Below are 21,001 nucleotides of genomic sequence, written 5' to 3'. Positions count from 1 at the left end.
CGGCTGGCCGCCGGCGCTACGGCGCTGGCGGCATCTGCCCGTCCCAGTCCTGGGGCTGGCCGTTGAGATCCTGCCGGCTTTCGGGCACGTCCAGGCGCTGTGCCGTCAAGTCGCGCGGCACCAGGTTGAACCCCTGCCAGTGCACCTCCATCGGAGACTGCTCCTCATCCCGGGGGACGTGGTGATAGCCCACGGCCACCCAGGAGATCAGGTCGTCGAGCTTCTCATTTTGCTGCTTCTGGACGTAATCCAGCACTCCGCGACCGCAGCCGCCGCGGTTATAGGTGGCGAATACCTGGCAGTCATCGGCATTGGTAAAGGCGACATCGTAGCCGATGCTGTCATCGGAATCGCCCGAGTGCTCGTGGTTGCGCTGGTCGTCGATGAAGGTGAAGCTGTCGGTTTTCCCCATGCTGATTTCGTAGGACATCTCATGCCCGTCTTCGTTGAGCATGCCGGGTGCCGAGATCTTCCACCAGCGCTTGTCGGTCCACTGGGCCGTGGCCGGTGCGGGGATCGTCGAGTACTTGCCCTCGACGATGGGTGAATGCTCCCCGTCCTTGCCGGTTGGCTTGGAATCGTACTGCTGGACCTTTTGGCCGGTGTCCCCGCCCAGCGCCCAGTCGATTTTCCACACGGCGTTGTGCGAGTGGCTTGAGGCATGATCCTGATCGCCCTGGCCGACGGCGCTGCCGTGCTCCGCGTCGCTGTAGTCCGCCGGCGAGAGATCGCCGGTGGCTCCCAGCGAAGGGCGAATGGTTCCATCGGCGCCGAAAGTGATCTGGTTGATGTACTCGTACCAGCCGACCTTGGAAATGGTCGACAGCTGCCAGTCGTCCTTGCGCTTGGCCAGCAATTCGCCGACCTCTGCCGAGCGGTAGGACAACCCGGCATCGACCATGTCGCTGCAGAGCACCGGGCGCTCCTCGACGGACCCGAACTTCGTGCCGTCCCCGATAGTGGGAATCGGGTGGCTCTTCAGCTCGCCTGCGCATTCGATCTCCGTCAGCGAATGCATATTCAAACCACCGAATCCGGCGGTGGTGATATCCGACGTGGACCGGTTGCCGTCGTCATAGGGCACTTCCAGCTGGGCCAGCGACATCGAGCTGATCAGCTTGATCGGCTCGCTGGCCGGTGGAGCGAAGGCGATGTCGCTCAAGACCATGCCGAGCTTGGGATCAACGGAGAAGCACATCGACCAGGTGGCGCCACTGGTCATGTCCTTGGCCAGCGATTGGCTTCCTTCCGGGCAGCTCGCCTGCCCCTGGGGCGAGGCGGAAGCCGAGGGCTGGGTTACTGCAGGCGGGGCGGCGTTCTGGCAGCCGGCAAGCAGCGTGACGGCCACGGCGAGGCCCAGGCCGGTCAATGATTTCGAAACTAAGTTGCTGAGCACAGTCATGAGTCTAGTAAAAAGCTGGCTTTCTCTTGCGTTCCTGGATTCGCGTGCCTTAACGCGCCAAGATGGGGAACCCACAACCAGGTTCCCCATCTTGGTGTTATTTACAACAGATCACGGGCATCTGTCGTTGTCTTGATTAGCTGCGCTGCGAGCGGCGGCGAGCCATTACTGTCAGGGCGACACCGCCGGCCGCAACCAGCAGGCCGAGCACCGAGTATCCGATAACTTCAGCACCGGTGTTGGCCAGGCCGTCATTGTCGTTGTCGCTGTCGTTGTCACCGTTGTTGTCGGTTCCATTGTTGTCACCGTCATTGTCGGTGCCGTTGTTGTCGTTCGAACCGACTACCTCGAACTCGCCGGAGTCAATGGTCTTGCCGTCTTCGTCGTTGACGTCTACGGTGTATGGCCCCTCCTTGATGTCCTCAGGCAGCTGGATCTTGAACTCGAAGCCACAGCTTTCATCGATGGTGATCAACTGGGCCGATGCGGCTTCAGCGATGGATACCTCGACCTGCTTGCCGTCCTCACCGGTAACGGTGATTTCAACAACCTGGCCTTCGGTGAATCCTTGGCCCTTCACGGTTACGGTTTCTCCGGCCTTGACCTTCGAAGGAGTTACCGTGATGGATTCTTCAGCGGCGCAAGTGTTGGCGTCCTTGTCGGTGACCCGCAGGTCGCGGGTCTGCTCGACACCCTTTGGATCAACGGTGGCGACCTTGTAATCGCCTTCTTCCGCATCCTCAGGGACGGTCATCTTGGTCGTGAACTTGCCTTCGTCGTCGGTCATGACGTCGATGGTCTCGATCACGTTGCCGTCCTTGTCGCGCAACTCGATGGTGATGTTGGTGTTCGGCTCGTAGCCTTCGCCATCGATGGTGATTTCCTCGCCCGGTGCTACCTCGTCAGGGGTGACGGTGAAGGTTGGGGTTTCGGCGTTCTCATCGATGATCAGACCGGCATCAACACTCTGGTTGCTGGCCGAGGCGGTCGACAGCTGAACTGCAGCGCTGCGTCCGTCCTGGTTTGCATCCGAGTCCTTGGACCGGTCATCCCCGGCGCCCGAGGTGGTGAAGCTGGCGTTGGTTGGGGCGTTGAACTGTACGGTGTATTCGCCGTAGTTCAGGTCGCCGAAGCCGTACTTGCCATCTTCGCCGGTGGTCGTGACCACTGCGTTGCCATCGGCATCGAGTACTGCGTTGCCTTCGGAATCGAGCAGGCTGACACCGACACCTGGTACTCCGGCCTCATCGGCGGACTGGATTCCATCCTTGTTGGAGTCGTCCCAGACGAAGTCACCAATCGAGGCGCCGTCGTTGCCGTTGCCATCCGAATCGACGACCTTCAGGAGCGTGGTGTCCTTGTTGCCTTCGGTATCCTCGGCAGCGACCGTGTAGTCGCCTTCCTCGGCATCTTCAGGAACGGTGACCTCGGTGCTGAAGTGCCCGTTCTCGTCGGTGGTGACCTTGACAGGATCGCCCAGCGGGTTGCCGTCCTTGTCGGTCAGCGTGATAGTCACTTCGCTGTTCGGTGCGTAGCCATCACCGGTGACCGTGGTGTTTTCACCCGGTGCAACGGTTTCCGGATTCACCGTAACGGTAGCTTCCTCCACTGCCGGTGCATCGGTGATGCCGGCGTCCACGCCCTGGTTCACCGGAGCCTGGCTGGTCAAGGTGACGACCTCGGTGCGTCCGTTTTCCCCGGCGTCGGAGTCGATGCCGCGGTCCGCGCCCACGCCTGCCGGTGCGAAGGATGCTCCCTCTGGTGCTTCGAACTCAACGATGTACTGCTGAATCTTCAGGCCAGCGAAGCTGTACGTGCCGTTCTCGTTGGTGGTGGTGGTGACCGGATCGCCCGATTCGCCTGCTACCGGGTTACCTTCGGCATCCAGCAGGTTCACCGTGACACCGCCCAGGCCCGACTCGCCATCGTCCTGCAGGCCGTTGCCGTTGTCATCGCGCCATACGCGGTCGCCCAGCTCGCCGTTGTCCTCGCCGGAGTTGCCATCCGGGTCGGTGACGGTCAGCGGAGCGTCGTCCGAGTTGCCGTCCTCGTCGGTGGCTTCCACGGTGTGGTCGCCCGGAACTGCATCTTCTGGAACCGTGATCTCGGTGCTGAAGCTGCCGTTCTCGTCGGTAGTAACCTCTACCGGCTCTCCGACAGGGTTTCCTTCCGCGTCCTTGAGCTGGACCGCGACCTTCGAGTTCGGAGCGTAGCCCTCGCCGTTGACGGTGGTGTTCTCGCCCGGAGCCACTTCGTCAGGGTTGACCGTAACCGTTGCTTCCTCGACTGCAGGAGCATCGACGATACCAGCGTCAATGGTCCGGTCAGCCGGAGCCGCGGCGGTCAGGGTGACGGTGCTGGTGCGGCCGTTCTCACCGGCGTTGGAGTCCACTGCCGCATCGTCGCCAGCTTCTGCCGGCGAGAATGAAGCGCCCTCAGGTGCCGCGAATTCAACGATGTACTCGCCCAGTGCCAAGCCGGTGAAGGCGTAGCTGCCGTTCTCATCCGTGGTGGTGGTGATCGGGTTGCCATCGGCGTCGGTGTAGGCGTTGCCTTCGGCGTCCAGCAGGTTCACCACGGCACCGGCCAGGCCGGATTCGTTGGAGTCCTGGATGCCGTCGCTGTTGGCATCGCGCCATACGCGGTCGCCGAGCTCTCCGTCGCCACCCGGATTCGGGTTGGGGTTCTCGCCGTCTGGTTCGGCGACCGTCAAGTCCACGGTGTCCTTGTTGCCTTCGGCGTCCTCTGCGGTCACGCTGTAATCGCCTGGTTCCACGTCCTCGCCGATTGGCAGCGGGGTGGTGAAGTGGCCATTCTCATCCGTGGTGACAGTGATCGGGTCGCCGATCGGGTTGCCCTCTGGGTCAACCAGCTGAACGGTCACGTCCGAGTTCGGAGCGTAGCCATCGCCGGTCACCTGGGTTTCCTCGCCTGGCTTCACCTCGGTCGGGTCCACCGTCACGGTGGCCTCGTCCACGGCTGGAGCGTCGACAATACCGGCATCAACCGTCATGTTCGCAGGAGCGGTGGAGGTCAGCGCCACCACTTCGGTGCGTCCATTCTCGGCTGCGTCGGAGTCAAGAGCATCGTCATCGCCGGCGTTGGCCGGTGAGAAGGATGCGCCCTCCGGAGCAACGAATTCCACGGTGTACTCGCCCAGTGCAAGCCCGGCGAAGGTGTAGTTTCCGTTGTCATCGGTGGTTGCGGTGACAGGGTTGCCATCAGCGTCGTTGACCGGGTTGCCTTCGGCATCCAGCAGGTTGACGGTGACTCCTGATACGCCAGCTTCACCATCATCCTGCACGCCATCGGCATCCAGGTCGCTCCAAACCCGGTCGCCGAGCTCGCCGTTGCCGCCTGGAAGGCTTCCATCAGTGACGGTCAGCGGGCTTTCTACCGGAGTATCGGTGGTGACATCGGTAGCCACAACCTTGTACTCGCCTGGCTGGGCGTCAGCTGGAACCGGTACTTCGGTGGCTGGAACGTTGCCCTCAGGGTCGGCTGGGACGGTGATCGGGTCACCGACCGGGTTGCCCTCGGGGTCGGTCAGCTGCACGGTGACATCGCCTTCAGGAGTGAAGCCGCTACCGGTCAGGCTGGTGGATTCGCCTGGAGCAACCGAGGTTGGGTCCAGGGTGACCGCAGGGTCGATGGCAGCGTCATCGTCAACCAGGCCGGCATCCACCTGATCGGTGGTTGGCGCTTCCTCGGTCAGCGTGTAGACGTTGGTCAAGCCCTCGGCGTTAGGATCCGAGTCGACTGCTCCATCTTCGTTGGTTCCCTGAGGCGAGAATGCCTTGCCTTCAGGAGCAACGAACTGCACGGTGTAGCCGCCGAGCGCCAGCTCGCCGAAGGTGTAGTTGCCGTTTTCGTCGGTGGTGGTGGTGACAGGGTTTCCATCAGCGTCGTTGACCGGGTTGCCCTCGGCATCCAGCAGGTTTACGACAACTCCTGGGACACCTGGCTCGCCTTCGTCCTGCAGGCCATCGCTGTTGGTGTCTTCGAAGACGAAGTCACCCAGCGAACCATTGCCTGGCTGTACGCCGCCGTCGGTGACGGTCAGGTTGCTGACGACCGGGGTATCGGTGGTGACGTCGGTAGCCACGACGGTGTAGTCGCCTGGCTGAGCGTCAGCTGGTACCGGCACTTCGGTGGCTGGAACGTTGCCCTCAAGGTCAGCCGGCACGGTGATCGGGTCACCGACCGGGTTGCCCTCAGGGTCGGTCAGCTGCAGGGTGACATCGCCCTCAGGGGTGAAGCCGTCACCGGTGGCGTTGGTGGATTCGCCAGGAGCGACCGAGGTCGGATCCAGCGACAGTACCGGGTTGATCTCGCCATCAGCGTCGACCAGACCGGCGTCAACCGTGTCATTAGCCGGTGCTGCCGAGGTCAGTGCCACCGCGGGGGTGCGTCCATCGCTGCCAGCATCCGAGTCGATCGAGTCGTCATCGCCCTGGTCGGCAGGCGAGAATGCCTTGCCCTCAGGAGCAACGAACTGGACACTGTACTGGCCCTCTGGCAATTCGCCGAAGGAGTAGTTGCCGTTCTCGTCGGTGGTGGTGGTGCGCGGGTTGCCCTCGGCATCATTGACCGGGTCGCCTTCGGCATCCAGCAGGTTCACGGTGGTGCCTGGAACGCCGGCTTCGCCCTCGTCCTGCAGGCCGTCGCCGTTGTCATCCGAGAACACGGTGTCGCCGATGGAGCCGTTGCCTGGCTGCACGCCGCCGTCGGTGACGGTCAGTGGGCTCTCTACCGGGGTATCGGTGGTGACATCGGTGGCCACAACGGTGTAGTCGCCTGGCTGGGCGTCAGCTGGAACCGGTACTTCGGTGGCTGGAACGTTGCCTTCAGGGTCGGCTGGCACGGTGATCGGATCGCCGACCGGGTTGCCATCTGGGTCGGTCAGCTGCAGGGTGACATCGCCTTCAGGGGTGAATCCGGTACCGGTCAGGTTGGTGGATTCGCCTGGAGCAACCGAGGTTGGGTCCAAGGTGATGGCCGGGTCGATTGCCGCGTCGTCGTCAACCAGACCAGCATCCACTGCGTCGGTGGTTGGAGTCTCAGCGGTGACCGAAATAACCGGGGTAACACCCTCGGCGTTTGGATCCGAGTCCAGCGCGTCGTCGCCGCCCTGATCTGCAGGCGAGAATGCCTTGCCTTCAGGAGCAACGAACTGCACGGTGTAGTCGCCCTCCGGCAATTCGCCGAAGGAGTAGTTGCCGTTTTCGTCGGTGGTGGTGGTGCGTGGGTTGCCCTCGGCATCGTTGACCGGGTTGCCATCGGCATCCAGCAGGTTCACGGTGGTGCCTGGAACGCCGGCTTCGCCTTCGTCCTGCACGCCGTCCATGTCGGCATCGTCGAAGACCAGGTCTCCGATGGAGCCGTTGCCTGGCTGCACGCCGCCGTCGGTGACGGTCAGTGGGCTCTCTACCGGGGTATCGGTGGTGACGTCGGTAGCCACAACCTTGTAATCGCCCGGTGCGGAACCTTCAGGCACTGGAATTGCAGTCGAAGGAACGTTGCCCTCTGGGTCGGCTGGGACGGTGATCGGATCACCGACCGGGTTGCCCTCGGGGTCGGTCAGCTGCAGGCTGACGTCGCCCTCTGGAGTGAAGCCGGTACCGGTCAAGTTGGTGGATTCGCCTGGAGCAACCGAGGTTGGATCCAAGGTGATCGCCGGGTTGATAACTGCCGCGTCGTCGCACGCACCGATGCGGACACCGGCGGTGCCGAGGTTCAAGCGGCCTGCGTCAGCAGCCTGCAAGAGGCCGATGCTCAGCGCGGAGACTTCGAGGCTGTCGGTGAGCTCGCCGTCTGGGCCCTCGCAGGTGGTGGTGACCTGGCGGTTCAGCTGTACCGAAACAACCTGGGCCATTAGCGTGAAGACTGGTTCCAATACCTGGCGGATTGGAAGCGTCATCGCATTGGTCTTGATGTCGGTGATCAGCAGGTCGTAGATGGCATGTCCGCCGTCGCCGACCAGGAAGTCGCGGATCGGCACAACTGCGGTGTTGACCAGCGGGATGACTGCGGAATTGATCAATGGCTCAAGAACAGCACATGCTGGGCCGGAGCAATCGACCGGTTCCACGGTCTCGGCGCCGAGGTTAACGCTCCAGCTGGCATTGGTATCGCCCAGTGGCGAGGACTGGGTGATATCGAAGTTCAGCGTGATGCTGGAGATTGCGCCTTCAATCGCGTTGGTGGCGACCTTGATGACCTCTTCAATGAGATCGTGGATCGTCTCAGCGATGATCGGGTAGATCTCGTTGCTGACCAGCTCGGTGTTTGGATTCTGGTTGTTGATGCCGTCAGGAAGGTCAACGCCTTCTGGACGCTCACCGGAGTAGGCCTTGTCCAGGTCGACATAGAGCTTGCCCGTGGAGAGGTCGATGCTCAGTACTTCGTTCTTCGACGTGATCGGCTGCGCCAACAGCTCCTGGAAGACTTCTTCCCGGATGTTCGATTCGGCGGTGACGTTGGCGTCAATGCCCACTGGGAGTGCGCTGGTGATGCCATCGATCAGGTCGGTGATCTGGCTCATCCCATTGATGGTGTCTTCCAGCGTCTGGTCCACTGTCCCCAGCTGGTCATACAGGCCGTCGGCAAGCTGGCTGACAATTGGCGATTCCAGCTCGAGGTTGGCTTCAGCGACACGGTACTGCCCGTCGCCACCCACGCCATCAGGATCCTGGAATTCGCCGTCAATGGCCTGGACATGTGCTCCACCGACGCCCGCGGTCAATTCAGCGGTGCTGACGATGTCGTCGGTGAGTCCGTCAGCACCAGCTGCACGGAACAGAGAAAGTAGGTCTAGTTTCGCGGTGCCAAAGCCACCGGCCTCGCCATCGAGGCTGATGGATCCGTCGGCCCCAGCGATACCGGAAATGGCTTCGCCATTCTTGGCATCGGTAGCCGTGGACTGGGAGAGCAGGGCACCAAGCTCTCCGTAATCGATGATGTCGTCGATAGGCAGCTGTACTCCGCCCAGGTCAAGCAGCTGTCCCCCCAGCAGAGAAGCATTCAGTGCTCCGTCATCTGTTGCGGGTCCGCTCGGGAACAGAGCTCGGCTCTGTCCGCCGCCGGCAAGTTCCTGGCCAATCAGGCTCAGGTCGATATTGCTGGCCGCTGCTTCAGTGGTTTCATCTGGCTGGGTGTCTACGTCGGCCATGGCAGGGAGGCCGAAAGTCGTGACAGCAACCGAAGAGACCATCCCCAGTGCTACTGGGCGTCTCCACCATCCGGCAGTTACTGCTGGTGCTGTCTTGCGTTCTGAGCGTCGCATACGGACACCCTCCTTGCTTTGAAGTGCTTGTGATTGTCGTCTCAAGGTTTCCCCAAGGTTTATCCAAGCGTGCTCGAAGGGGGAAACACAAGTGATTTACAAAAGTTTCTTAAAATTAATCTCTTCGATGATTCGCGTTTGACTACTGAAAAAAGACACGCGAAATCGATTAAAGCATCTGACTAAACATTTGTCCGCCAGATGGCGAAAGGATGGAGACCCGGATTGCCCAGCAATAGACGTTGCGTCGACCTGCCTTGGCAGGGCCATTGCAGTCGGCAAACATCCCATCCGGGACTTCCAACTGATGGGGGCTGTATTTTTGTCGCTGGAACGCCTATCCCTGCGGGGCATCGGTAGTTTTGAGTCCGAATCCCTAGCGCGAGAGATAAAAGCGCCTATGGATCAACGAATGGGACTGGCCAAACCCGCATAGAGGGTGCCGAATCCTCATTCAGCAACAGCGCCAATCAACGGGTTTCAGCTGGAATGGCGCCGCGGGGCCTACGGTTAGCTCCACAGGCCGCCGATATGCTCCTTGTGGAAATCAAAGAGAGCAGTGACCATATTCATTTCTCGTCCTCCGTTGCTTGCAATGACTAACATCTGGGCAGTTTCGGTTGATGCATGTGTACCGTCAAACTAGCAAGCAATTTCCTGAGAATTACCTATGTGCGCAAATATTACGTCCAGATTCATCAAATGTTCATTAAACCCACTGGTCAGCACAAGAATTGAGTAACGTCAATACTACTTTAGTAGGATGGCACCAACTGCATAATCGGACACCATCCAGCTGGTTACCAGCTTGCTGGCAGTTATCATTCAGGGTGCAGAACTGCTGAATTTGTACGATTCGCTACGACAAAACAAACTGTGGATCACCAGCTCGTCATCCTCTCGCAGCGGGCTCGCAAAAGATCCATTCGGGCTCGTAAAACGCCTATCCGCAGCTTCCTGGATCGATCCACGGAACAACTGGCATCGGAATCTGGCCAGCCGCGCAACCGAGCAGCTGGGAGTCCGCGGGCCCGCGCAAAGTCGCTGGCGCGGGCACGGCCTTTTTCTGGCCATCCTCGAGTCACCACAATTTCTGGTGCACCGTACGCCGCGACCTGGAACCATACCTATTTCGGCAAGGCAAAGGCAGGGCCGTACGCCGCGGCTTCTTGACGTGGAGAATGGCCCTGCCTTGGACACACTGTGCTTAGTGTTCCAGCTGCTCAGTTACAGCATGTTGCGCGACGGGCACGCCTGGCTTGAAACGTTCCAACCATCAAATCCACGGCCAGGAATCCCGCCAGGCTGATGCCGAGCAGCGGCAGGAAGATTCCCAGTCCGGCAGCTGCTAGCAGAACCAGGGCTGGTCCCCACCATGGCGCGCGAGCGAAGGCTCCGCGCGCCGGCGGCTTCCCCACTGGCCGCGCCGGAATTCGCGTCGGGCGGCGTTTCCACCACATCGCATACCCGAGCACCACCAGGGCGGCGATGGCCGAGGCGATCACGAACAGCAGGACTTGATTCGGCAGGCCGAACATGGATCCCATGTGGATATCGATGCCCCAGCGCGTAAGCTTCGCAGCGAGGCTGAACTCCTTGAAATCGACCCGGTCGATCACCTGTAGCGTTTGCCCATTGATCGATACCGCATCGACTTCGGTCGGGAAGGAACGCTGGATTTCCTGCACGACCCAGGCTTTGCCTTCCGCTGGCGGAGGCTTGATTTCCACCAGCCCGGTGTTGATGTTCATCTCCCGTCCGATTGACAGCATCGTGTCGAAGGCCGCTGGATTGACCGCTGCTCCGGCAGGGGAAGCCGCAGCACCATGATGGTGGGCATGCTCGTCAACGGAAGCATCGGCAGACCCGGACAGGTCCGTGGCAACTGAGGGAGTGCCCCAGTTCAAAGCCGAACGCAGTTCGCTGACGTTTGCACCGCCATGGGTTGACCAAGTGATTCCTGTAGCGGAAAGGAAAAGCGCGCCGAGAAGAATCCAAAGACCTAGGGCCCCATGCCAACTGGCAAGCTTTCGGTAGCCTTTGGCATTGGGGTTGGGACGAAGCAGGTCCTTTTTGAGTTTGGTTTTCCTGATGCGCAGAACCCATAAGCCGATTCCGGCAAGGGCAGTAATCCCCAGCCAGGAAGCCGCCAATTCGCTGTACAGGCGGCCTGCCTCTCCGAGGTGCAGGTTCCGGTGCAGCTGGTCTACCCAGGTGCGAAGCGGGAGGGAGCCGCTGGTTCCGTAGGCGGTGAGGTCGCCTCGGATTTCGGCGGTAGCAGGATCCACGAATACGGCTCTCGTCTCGCTCTCGCCCAGGTTCGGGTCGGCATACATGACCCGGGTGGTGTCTCCTGGGTTGGGCGCAGGACGAACAGCGACGGGTGTGTTCCCCTCGCCGACATGGGCATTGGCTGCCCCGATCTGGTCAGCGAGCGGCAAATAGGAAGCTGCGACGGGTGCTTGCAGCTGCTTCGCATAGACTGCCTGTTCGATTTGGGGTGTCAGCGAGTACAGCGCCCCGCTGAGCGCGGCAACCAGGATGAAGGGACCGATGAAGATCCCCGCGTAGAAGTGCAGGCGCAGCAGCAGCTGCCCGAGCCAGCCCTTATGCGATGCAGCTGGCCTGGCCGGTAGTTGGGATGGTTGTGGTTCTGGGATTGTTGCGTCCAAAAGAGTCATGGAAATTCCTTGGTGAAAAAGCCGGATACGGATGACTAGCTACGCGCCGAAAAGCCTGTCGCCAATGAACCCCTGCTCCTGGCAGCCCGGAGGGATGAGAAAGACTGCGGAGCCGATCGGGGTGGTCCACTGGTTCAGCGCGTCAAGCTGATCCAGCCGTTGCTGCAATGGCACGTACTGCTTGGAAACGCTCTTCTGATAGGACACGAAAATAAGCCCGGAATCAGAGATGCTCTCGCCGGTGGGAGGCACATCGTAGTTGTAGCCCCGGCGGAAGATCCTTTCGCCCGGATTCTCCGAGCGGGCTCGGCGGATGTGGGCCTGGTCGGAAATCACGGCGAAGCCGTTGACGGTCAGCCGCCGGAAATCCGGCTCATCATGTTCCTGCGAACCAGTCAGCGGAGCACCGTTGTCCAAGGTCCGGCCGACGCTGAATTCCCGTCCGGCCCGGTCCGCTTCATCCCAGGTTTCCAGATTCATGTGGATCCTGCGCAGCACCATGGTGGTGCTTCCATCCTCGTTCCAGACCAGCTGGTTGAAATCTTCGGTTCCGGGAACCAGGTTGGCGGTCCCATCGACTTGGCCGAAAAGATTGCGCATCGTCGTTCCGCTGGCTTCGGAACCCCGAGCCCGGCGGAAACCATCCTGTATCCACTTCACCGTGGCGAAGCTTCGGGCATCCTTCAAGAGCATGCGTTGGGCATGGGACACCGTGAGCCGGTCGTCCGCGGCGATATGCAGCAGCAGATCTCCACCGGACCAGCCCTGCTCCAACCGGTCTATTCCGAATTCCGGCAATGGCTTGACGTGCGTGGCTGCCGAACCGGCCAGCTCGAGCACTGCTGCGCCGAAACCGAAGGTCACGGTGAGGCGGGCTGGCAGGCCCGCCAGCTCAGGCTCGGTATCCGCCAGGGCCTCGCGTCCTTGGGTGAGCCTGGCCGCGTCGTCGGTGAGCAAACGCAGCAGCTTCTGGACACCGTCGCGATCTGCCTCCTCGCGAAGCGACAAGCCGACATAGGTTGCGTAGGCCTGCGGTTCTGTGGTGATCCCGGCCTGATGCTCGCCATAAAAAGGCACCGTCTCTGGCCCGTGCAATGGTTCGGAAGCCCCGGCAGGAGATGCCGACTGCGCGAGCGAGTCGATGCCCAGGGCGGCGATGGCTCCAAGCCCGGTTGCCGCCCCCGCAAAGAGCAGCCCCCGGCGGCTTGGCCATTTGGCGGCCACTGGATTTTCCCCGGCCATTAGTGTCCGTGCCCGCTCTGCGAAGAGGCCCCATCGTAGCTTTCCTTGGCTCCAGCGAAATCCTTGACCGGCGCTGTCAGCTCGATGCTGCTGTCATCCGAGAACACGAGAGTCAGCGTCACGTCGTCCCCTGCCTGCAGCGGCTTCTGGGGGTCCATGATCATCAGGTGGTTTTCGCCTGGAGTGAGTTTCAGTTCTCCATGGGCCGGGATGATGAAACCGCCGGTTTTCTCGCGCATCACCATGGACCCGGATTCGTTGGGTACGGTCTCGTGCAGCCCTGTATTCGCCGATACGGCGCTGGCGACTTTGATGATTGTGACTTCACGGTCGCCGGTGTTCTCAATGGTGCCGAAGGCCGAGGACATGTCGTCCTCCGTCGCCTTGAGCCAGAGGTCTTTCGCCTCGATGGTGGATGCTGCCGGGGAGGCCTGCGGCTCTCCTGTCTCGGCGGAGGAGCAGCCGGCCAGGAAAACAAGGGCACTGGCAGAGAGCATGGCGGTGTGAAAACGTAATGATTTTTTCAATGGTCATCCTGTGAAGTGTGCACGAAACCCCGATAAGGCTTCGTGAAGGCGCAAGGCAGCAACGGGCCTCCCCGTGATCCGAAGATTCGGGCAGTGTGCTCTGACGCCGTGAGCGTGGTTGAGCCCCGTCATCCGGGGATGGGAACGCGCAGATACTCGCGACGCCGCGCGTCGGTTGAAGCCCGCGGGGCAGCTGCATGATGGATGCGCCGCCCGAGATCGTCCAGTCCTGCGGAAAGCTCTGGCATCTTCCAATGTGCTGTGGACATGGCCTGGCCGAGCAGGGGAAATCCTGGGCATGCCAAAAAGACCGGCCTCAAGTCCTAATCACGATGCGGCATTGCCGCAAGCGGCGATCGCAGTGAGGTCTTCTACGCTGTTGCCACGGCCGGAGGTCCGCGCCGGATGACGCTCGAGTGGTACACGGACATGATGAAAGTCCGGGGTTCTTCCCAACCCAGTACGGTGGCTTGGGGTGCAGCGGGTTGGCAGGAATAGGCCAGGAGCACCCAGAACCTGGTCCAGGTGAAAATGGCGCCGAGGCCGGCAAGGACTGCGAGGAGCTCGTCCCCGCGATGCACGAAGTACACCGTTGCAATGCCAGCCATAACGTGGGCGACGACCATCGAAGTGCCGCTGTGCTGGGCGACCGGCATTGCCGAAGCCTGTGGCAGGTCCAGGATCATGGACATGTCATGCGCGCCATGGCTGCCGGGGCCCGGCTCCACCATCGATGCATGGCCCGACCCCATGGAGAACGTCAGGTGAAACAGCATCTGGCTGGCAGCCACCATGATGATCAGCCGGATCAGTGTCAAATGCCGTCCGCCGAGCAGAATGCACAGGAGCACCGATAACGACAGCGGCAGCGCGACATTCAACAACCCCGGGACTGGGCCTCCCGCCAGCACGTGGGATAACAGGGAAACGGCGGTCACGCAGAACGCGACCACCATGCCTCTGAGCACACGGGCTGAACGGGAGGAATGTTGCACGTTCCCAGTATGTCAGATGCGGCTTTCGCTTCAGGGCAGGCCCGTCCGGGCTCCGGCGCCAGCGCAAGGCAGTGCCCCAAATGAGTACGTCCGCCCGATGGCTGCTTTATTTTTTTCCCGTGTTCACGGTAACCTCGCTTACCGCTGCCCCGGGTCGAACTCGCGGGCATTTTGACGATCGCCAAGCATGATTGCCGCAGCTGAGCCGGACGAGAGCGAGCCCTCTAGATGCAAATATGAACTGCAAAGCCACCTCGTGTGTCCGTACCTCCGACGACGCTATGCGACATATCCACTCTCGGGTTTGTTCCAGGTAAGGCACCGATAGCTGCTGCATGCGGGTAGATGCCAGGGCTTCCAACGGCTGCGGCCACCTGGGCAATCGCGCCTTGTTCTTGCTCATCCGGATACATGCCCAGGTGTCTGGGCCCTCCGCTGACGGCAAAACAACGGACGTCATGCCACCGCAATTTTTTGCATCACCCTATGCAAAACCTTAATTTTGCATCTACTCTTGCAGAGTTAGGAATATTCCATGTCCTGCATCACATCTGATGCTGCATGAGTCAAGGGAGTCAAAGTTGTCAGATACGGCATCTGCCGCACAGTCCAGCGACTGGCATGGAGAGCTCTTCAGCGGTGTCAAGTTCACCAAGTCCCAGCAACGGGTCATCGATGCATTGAGCATGGGCCCGAAATTCGCGGCCTACGGAGAATTGACCGAAGTGGCCACTCGCGCCGGGGTCAACAGTTCCACTGTGGTGCGTACTGCCCAGGCCCTCGGCTACAGCGGTTGGAGCGACTTCCAGCGTGAACTGCGCGCACAGTTCCTGGTCTACATCTCGCATAGCGAGCCCTTCAGCAATCTGGTGCCCGTCACCTCGCCGGTACACGACTCCCTGGCCCAGGACCACAAGAACCTGGAAATTGCCCGTTCCCTGATCAGCGCGGAAACCGTGGACGCGAGCATCGAGGCGCTGTGCACAGCACGACGCATACTGTGCCTCGGCCAAGGCTCGCATGGCGCACCGTCTCTCGCATTGGCCCACCTGGCCGCGGTGATGGGCTATCCAGCGACCCATGAACAACGTTCTGGCGTGCACTTGGCTGCTGCCTTGAACTCGCTGGGGCCCGGGGACGTGGTGTTCATAACCCACCTCTGGCGTCCCATCAGCGAGTTGGGAATCGCCGCCCGAATCGCCTCCGAGCGCTCGGCCACCGTCATTTCGATCACCGATCTGTCCACCTCGCCCGTGGCCAAGCACAGCACCTACGTATTGCCGGTCCCGAGCGAAGGAGTCTTTTCCTTCCAGTCGGCCACCGCCGCGCTATCTGTGGTGTACGGATTGCTGGCCGGCATGGAGGCCCACGAATCACAAACCATTCGACCCCAGCTCGAACAGGTCAACGACCTGTGGGATGAGCTCGGCGTCTACGACCGCTAACAAAGGAACAGCACCAATGAGCACATTGATCGCCCAGAACCCGGACCTCTCCGCCCGCCTGGAGCAGAACTACCAGGCCGCCCGCGAAGTTGTCGTGGCCATGGCCCAGGACATCCATGCCCACCCCGAGCTCTCCTTCGAAGAGCGCCGCGCAGCAGGCACCATCGCGCAGGTGCTGCGCGATGCCGGCTTCGAAGTAGCCGAAGGCATCTGCGATATCCCCACCGCCTTCGAGGGCACCATCGGCCACGGCGGGCTGGTCGTGGGAATCTGCGTGGAGTACGACTCCCTGCCCGGCGTCGGCCATGCCTGCGGCCACAACCTGATCGCCGGTTCCACCGTGGGCGCGGCGCTGGCACTGGCCCCGCTGGTGGACGAGCTGGGCATCACGCTCAAGGCCATCGGCACCCCGGCAGAGGAGCACGGCGGCGGCAAGGCCCTGCTGCTCGAGCGCGGGGCCTTCGACGGGGTCGGGCTCTCGCTGATGGCCCATCCCGGTTCCGAGGGCGGCAGCACCAACCCGCTGGGCACCACCACCCAGGCAGTGGGACGCTTCAAGGCGATGTTCCATGGACAGGCCGCGCACGCCGCTGCCATGCCGGACCGCGGGGTCAATGCCGCAGATGCCGCAACGATCGCCCAGGTGGCCATCGGCCTGCTGCGCCAGCAGCTGCCGGACAACCACCGGGTGGCTTCCTACATCGCCGAGGCCGGGCACGTCACCAACATCATCCCGGACTACTCGGAGGTGCACTTCGAAGTGCGCGCCTTCTCGCTCGACGCCTACGAGCAGACCCTGGCCAAGGTGCGCCGCTGTTTCGAGGGCGCGGCCACCGCCACCGGCACCACCCTGGAATTCGAGGCCACCGAGCCGGTCTACGAGCCGGTGCTCCAAGACGATGCACTCGGCACCTTCTGGAATGATGCCATGGCCGCCCGCGGCGTCGACGTCACGCTGCTCGCGGCCGGCACCGGAGGTGGCGGATCTACCGACATGGGCAACATCTCGCAGGTCATCCCCGCGATCCATCCGATGTTCCCGGTTCCCGGGGCCAGCGCCCCGATCCACTCCGCCGGCTTCACCGCCGCGGCCAACACCGGCCAGGCCTACAGCGCAATGGATGATGCGGCGCTGTCCCTGGCCGCCACCGTGGCCGCCGGAGTGCTGGCCGACCGCGACCGCTACCTCTCCGCCGCCTACCGCCGGGCCTAGCCGCCCGCTCCCACTCGCACATAGGACCCATCATGAAAACCATTTCCACCCCCGCCGGCATCAGCGCCAAGCATGCGCTGCCCATTGCGGCCCTCGCCCTGCTGGTGGCCGTCATCGCCGAGCTGATCGGCAAGAAGACCTTCGACGTCGGGATCGGCACCCTGCTGATCTTCCCGATGGTCTGGGGCCTGGTCATCGGCACGGTGCTGACCCTGCAGAAGATCAAGCCCGTCTCCATCCGCGCGCAGAAGATCGCCGCGGGCTTCTCCGCGATCGCTGTGCTGCTGCTGGTGGTGCGCCTCTCCGCGGACATCGGCCCGCAGATCCCGGTGCTCGTCCAGGCCGGCCCGGCGCTCTTCCTGCAGGAGATCGGACACCTGCTGGGCACGATCGTGCTGGCCTTGCCGCTGGCGGTGCTGCTGCGCATGGGGCGCTCCACCGTCGGCGCGACCTTCTCCATCGACCGCGAGTCCTCTTTCGCGATGGTTTCGGCCCGCTTCGGCTCCAACTCCGACGAATACCGCGGCGTGCTGGCCATGTACGTCTTCGGCACCATTTTCGGCGCGATCTACATTTCGCTGGTGACCTCCGTGGTGGCCAGCTGGGGCATCTTCGATCCGCTGGCCATGGCCATGGGCGCCGGCGTGGGCTCCGGCTCCATGATGGCCGCCTCGGCTGCCAGCATCGCGGCCGTGCACCCGGAGATGGAACAGGCGATCCTGTCCATGGCCGCGGTCTCGAATCTGATCACCACCATCATGGGCACCTATGTGGGCATGTTCGTAGCCCTTCCGCTGGCGAACAAGGTCTACAACCTGCTCACCGGCGCGAAGCGCAAGGCCAAGCTGGCCGCGGTCGCCGAGGCTACCGGCACGCTGCCGGACCAGGACTCCGCCCGCAGCAAGATCGAAGACGCCAATGCGCAGTTCGCCCAGTCCGCCTCCGAGGTGGGTGCCGTGGAGAATGTGCCGCTGTGGGCCACCCTGCCGGTGCTCTCGATCATGGGCATCGCCACCGCCTCGATCGCCGAGGGCTTCGGCTGGCAGCTGGTCCTCTCCTACGCGGTCATGAGCCTCTTTGTGGTTCTCGGCGGCTACCTGGCCAAGTTGACCGGGAACAAGATCCCGTCGCTAATCTGGCTGACGACGCTGATCGCGGTGCTGACCAGCCCGATCTCGCCGGTGGCCGGATTCTTCGTCGACACGCTCACCGCGATCCCGTTCCTCTCGATCACCACTGTGGTGCTGACCTGCGCCGGGCTGTCGCTGGGCAAGGATGTAGGCCTGCTGAAAAAGATCGGCTGGAAAATCGTCCCGGTGGGGCTGGTAGCCATCACAGCGTCCTTCATACTGGCCACGGTCATTGCCGAGTTCGCCTTGGGCCTCTGGCACTAGGCAAGGCGCCCGACGCGCTCGTTCCCACGCCCGTGCAGGGCCGCAGGATCGGGCGCGTCGGTCCGCGTCATGGTTCAAACCGGTTGCCTCATCAAGCGCAAGAAAACCCCGTCATCTACTGCAGAGGCAGCATTGGGGCAAGGCGCTGGAATACCGCCTTGGACTGCGAACAGCACTTTCTTGAGGGGCAAGGTTTACCGGCTGCCCGGCCACCGAATCCGCCTTCTCCTTCAACAGGTACACGAAGCACTGTGTGAGACCAGAGGAAGAAAGAGGCCATCAGAAACTCGTGCCAGCTTGCCGCATGGGGCCCTAGAATCCGTCCCGTCGTGATTGCCTCGCAGCCAGAACTGAGCTCTCGGCATCAACGTCTGCGTCGATCTCCGGTATTCCACCCTTGATGGCAATCCCTACGGCGGTCTGCCCAATGCGATGCTGGCCTAAGGCTGGGAAGTGCGCGGCACAAGGGCAGGAGGCGGCGTTATAATAGGCGGGGCACATATCAGGGCAGCTAGTTGGCCAGGGCCGGCTCGGCGTCAGTGAGCGAGACGATCCTCTTGCGCAGCTGTTGGGCCCCGCGCAGCAGCTCCTCGATTTTCTGCGTTTCCAGCTTGTCGGTACCCACCCGGTGGCGTGGCGCAATGTATGCCAGCGACGCCACCAAGTCGCCGCCGGCACCGCGCAGCGGCACAGCCACGGAGATAATGCCTTCTTCGAGCTCATCGATCGTGCTGGCCCAGCCTTGCTCGCGCACCGATGCCAGTTCGCGCTCCAGCGCCGAGAAATTCGTGATGGTGGAAGGCGTCAGTTTTTCCAGCTTGTTGCCTGTGGCAACACGCACCTGCTCCGGCTCTAGCTCGGCCAGCAATAATTTTCCGGTGGCCGAGGCGTGAAGCGGCCACCGCATGCCTTTCATATCCGACATGGTCACGCCGATCGAGCGTGGCGAGGCCTGCTGCACGAGATCCAGGTCGTACCGGCCGCGCCGCACGCTCAAGGTCACGGTTTCCTTCATCGCCTCGGCGATGTCGTCGACGACATCGCTCACCCGCGAGACCAGGCCCGCCGCCGGGTCGACGTCCTGGGCGATGCGCGCCAAGTCCCAGCCGAGGGAATAATGGGTGTCGTCGCGGTCCACGAACCCTTCTTCTTCCAAGGTCAGCAGCAACCGGAAAACCGTGGCCCGGGGCAGTTCCACCCGCTTGGCAATCTCGGTGACCGTCATCGCCGTGCTGTGCGCAGCCAGGGCGCGCAGCACGGCGATAGCCCGGGATACCGAACGGTTCGAGGCGACTCCGCCACTGGTTTTTTCGGTCGTTGCTCCCATGATGGGACCTTGCCTTTCGAGTTGTCCTCTACTCAGCCTAACTTGTTGACCGCACAGTGAACACTTAGTTCGACTGGTTAAGCTCTTCGGAAACTTCGCGGGCCACCCGAAGGCCGCTCTCGATGGCCCCGTCGAAGAAGCCCGCCCACAGGTTGGCGATGTCGGCGCCCGCCAGATGCAAGTTGCCTTCAGGCCGCTGCAGCTCTGCCTGGCTCTGCGTGTAGGCTTCCGGACGGTGGATGAGCCAGGTCTCCTTGGCGTACGGATCCGCGTTCCAGTCGTGGGCGGCCACTTCGAGGATCTCCAGGTCGTCGCGCCACACGCTCAGGGCCTTGGCCACCTCATCCACGTTCGTCACGTCGATGCGCGAGGCATCGGCCCCGAAGGAGACCAGCACCGCATCCTCGTCGGAGACGAACTCGGTGCGCACCACCGAGAGCGGGTGGTCCTGGGTGGAATAGGCGAAGAACGGCGTGATCGGCCCCTTGACGCGGATCCACAGCTTGACCCCCTGGGATGCGGTTCCCGACTTGCTGGCCGCGAGCTTGACCTCAGAGAGCGCCGGCTCAATCTGGAGCTCGTGCAGGATGTTCAACGGAGCGGTGAGGATGATCTTGCGGGCACGCAATGCCGAGCCATCGGCCAGGACCACAGTAGCGCCCTGGTCATCGTGGGCGATGGAGGTCACCGGGCTGTTCAGCCGGATGTCCCCCTTGATGTCCGCGGCGATGGAGTTGACCAGCTGGTCGTTGCCGTCCTTCAGCCGGTAGACGGCGCTCGCCTCGTGCATGACTTTCCAGGCTCCCGAGGTGGCGGCGGACCAGCGCAGGGCGGCACTGAAGCCCACCTGGTCCAGCGGCCCGTTGCAGTGGCCTACCCAGGCGGCTTCATTGGCCTGGCGCTCGTCGTCGCTCAAGTCGAGCGCGTCCAGCGCCTGCTGGAGGGTCAGCTGGTCAGCGGCGGCGAATTCCTCGCTGCCGGCCACCAGGTCCGGACGGGGCAGGATCTTTCCGGCATTGCCCACCAGCGCTTCCATGCCGGGGTCGATCAGCTCCATGAAGCCGGGCAGGTCGCCCTTCTGCAGCTTTCCGTCGGCGAACCAGAAGGTCTCCTCGGCGCGGGCCAACCGGTCTGCTTCCAGGCCGTAGCGGGTGACCTCGGCCCAGACGTGCGGCTGGGTCCAGTGCATCCAGTTGCCGCCGTATTCCAGGTAGCGGCCGAAGCGCTGTTCGGTATAGAGCCGGCCGCCCAACCGGTCCCGGGCCTCCAGGACAATGGTGTCCACGCCCTTGGCTCCCAGTTCGCGGGCTGCGGTGGCCCCGGCCAATCCGGCGCCGATGATGATGACGTCGGTGTCGTATGCGGTGTTCATAGTGGCTCCTTTGATGCAATAGCGTGGTCTTTGCTCCCAGCCTAGGATGCCGACAAGTTCGTCACACTTATACATGCACATGATTTTTCGGCCATGATTATCACAACTGATAAAAGGA

Annotated in this window: 12 protein-coding genes; 3 read left to right on the top strand and 9 right to left on the bottom strand. The window is 62.3% G+C overall.

What is annotated here, in order from left to right; genetic code table 11:
• Positions 1-16: 16 nt before the first annotated feature.
• From ACT7DV_RS07015 to ACT7DV_RS06985, 7 genes are all read right to left on the bottom strand, one after another.
• The gene (locus tag ACT7DV_RS07015) at positions 17-1,396 is read right to left on the bottom strand and encodes a copper amine oxidase (RefSeq protein WP_444661517.1); all 1,380 of its coding nucleotides are present in this window, start codon (positions 1,394-1,396) and stop codon (positions 17-19) included.
• Between the two features lie 142 nt (positions 1,397-1,538).
• Positions 1,539-8,687, bottom strand: coding sequence for an SdrD B-like domain-containing protein (locus ACT7DV_RS07010; RefSeq protein WP_444661516.1), 7,149 nt, complete (start codon positions 8,685-8,687; stop codon positions 1,539-1,541).
• Positions 8,688-9,910: 1,223 nt separating this feature from the next.
• Positions 9,911-11,368 (bottom strand): PepSY-associated TM helix domain-containing protein, encoded by a 1,458-nt coding sequence (locus ACT7DV_RS07005; RefSeq protein ID WP_444661515.1) that lies wholly within the window; start codon positions 11,366-11,368, stop codon positions 9,911-9,913.
• 39 nt (positions 11,369-11,407) lie between these two features.
• Complete coding sequence (locus tag ACT7DV_RS07000) at positions 11,408-12,610, bottom strand: Dyp-type peroxidase (protein WP_444661514.1); 1,203 nt, start codon at positions 12,608-12,610, stop codon at positions 11,408-11,410.
• Positions 12,610-13,137, bottom strand: a complete 528-nt coding sequence (locus tag ACT7DV_RS06995; RefSeq protein ID WP_444661513.1) for a copper chaperone PCu(A)C — start codon at positions 13,135-13,137, stop codon at positions 12,610-12,612. The genes ACT7DV_RS07000 and ACT7DV_RS06995 overlap by 1 nt, the downstream gene beginning before the upstream one ends.
• A gap of 128 nt (positions 13,138-13,265) precedes the next feature.
• A complete protein-coding gene (locus ACT7DV_RS06990; RefSeq protein ID WP_444661512.1) occupies positions 13,266-13,406 on the bottom strand; it encodes a hypothetical protein in 141 nt (46 codons plus the stop codon).
• A gap of 102 nt (positions 13,407-13,508) precedes the next feature.
• The gene (locus ACT7DV_RS06985) at positions 13,509-14,132 is read right to left on the bottom strand and encodes a hypothetical protein (protein WP_444661511.1); all 624 of its coding nucleotides are present in this window, start codon (positions 14,130-14,132) and stop codon (positions 13,509-13,511) included.
• 581 nt (positions 14,133-14,713) lie between these two features.
• Here ACT7DV_RS06985 and ACT7DV_RS06980 point away from each other — a divergent pair.
• Genes ACT7DV_RS06980 through ACT7DV_RS06970 form a run of 3 tightly spaced genes read left to right on the top strand, consistent with a single transcriptional unit; the run spans position 14,714 to position 18,184 of the window.
• Positions 14,714-15,577 (top strand): MurR/RpiR family transcriptional regulator, encoded by an 864-nt coding sequence (locus ACT7DV_RS06980; protein ID WP_444661510.1) that lies wholly within the window; start codon positions 14,714-14,716, stop codon positions 15,575-15,577.
• A gap of 16 nt (positions 15,578-15,593) precedes the next feature.
• Positions 15,594-16,790: a M20 family metallopeptidase gene (locus ACT7DV_RS06975; RefSeq protein ID WP_444661509.1), complete on the top strand. Its 1,197-nt coding sequence runs from the start codon at positions 15,594-15,596 to the stop codon at positions 16,788-16,790.
• A gap of 32 nt (positions 16,791-16,822) precedes the next feature.
• Positions 16,823-18,184, top strand: coding sequence for a DUF3100 domain-containing protein (locus tag ACT7DV_RS06970; protein WP_444661508.1), 1,362 nt, complete (start codon positions 16,823-16,825; stop codon positions 18,182-18,184).
• A 511-nt stretch (positions 18,185-18,695) separates the two neighbouring features.
• Here the strand turns inward: ACT7DV_RS06970 and ACT7DV_RS06965 are convergent.
• Positions 18,696-19,511 (bottom strand): IclR family transcriptional regulator, encoded by an 816-nt coding sequence (locus ACT7DV_RS06965; RefSeq protein WP_444661507.1) that lies wholly within the window; start codon positions 19,509-19,511, stop codon positions 18,696-18,698.
• Positions 19,512-19,575: 64 nt separating this feature from the next.
• Positions 19,576-20,883, bottom strand: coding sequence for a flavin monoamine oxidase family protein (locus tag ACT7DV_RS06960; RefSeq protein WP_444661506.1), 1,308 nt, complete (start codon positions 20,881-20,883; stop codon positions 19,576-19,578).
• Positions 20,884-21,001 lie beyond the last annotated feature (118 nt).

This window comes from Glutamicibacter sp. TV12E (genome assembly GCF_052441935.1).
Classification (GTDB): domain Bacteria; phylum Actinomycetota; class Actinomycetes; order Actinomycetales; family Micrococcaceae; genus Glutamicibacter.
The sequence above is the reverse complement of the archived record's forward strand: the minus strand, read 5'-3'. Positions and strand labels throughout refer to the sequence as shown.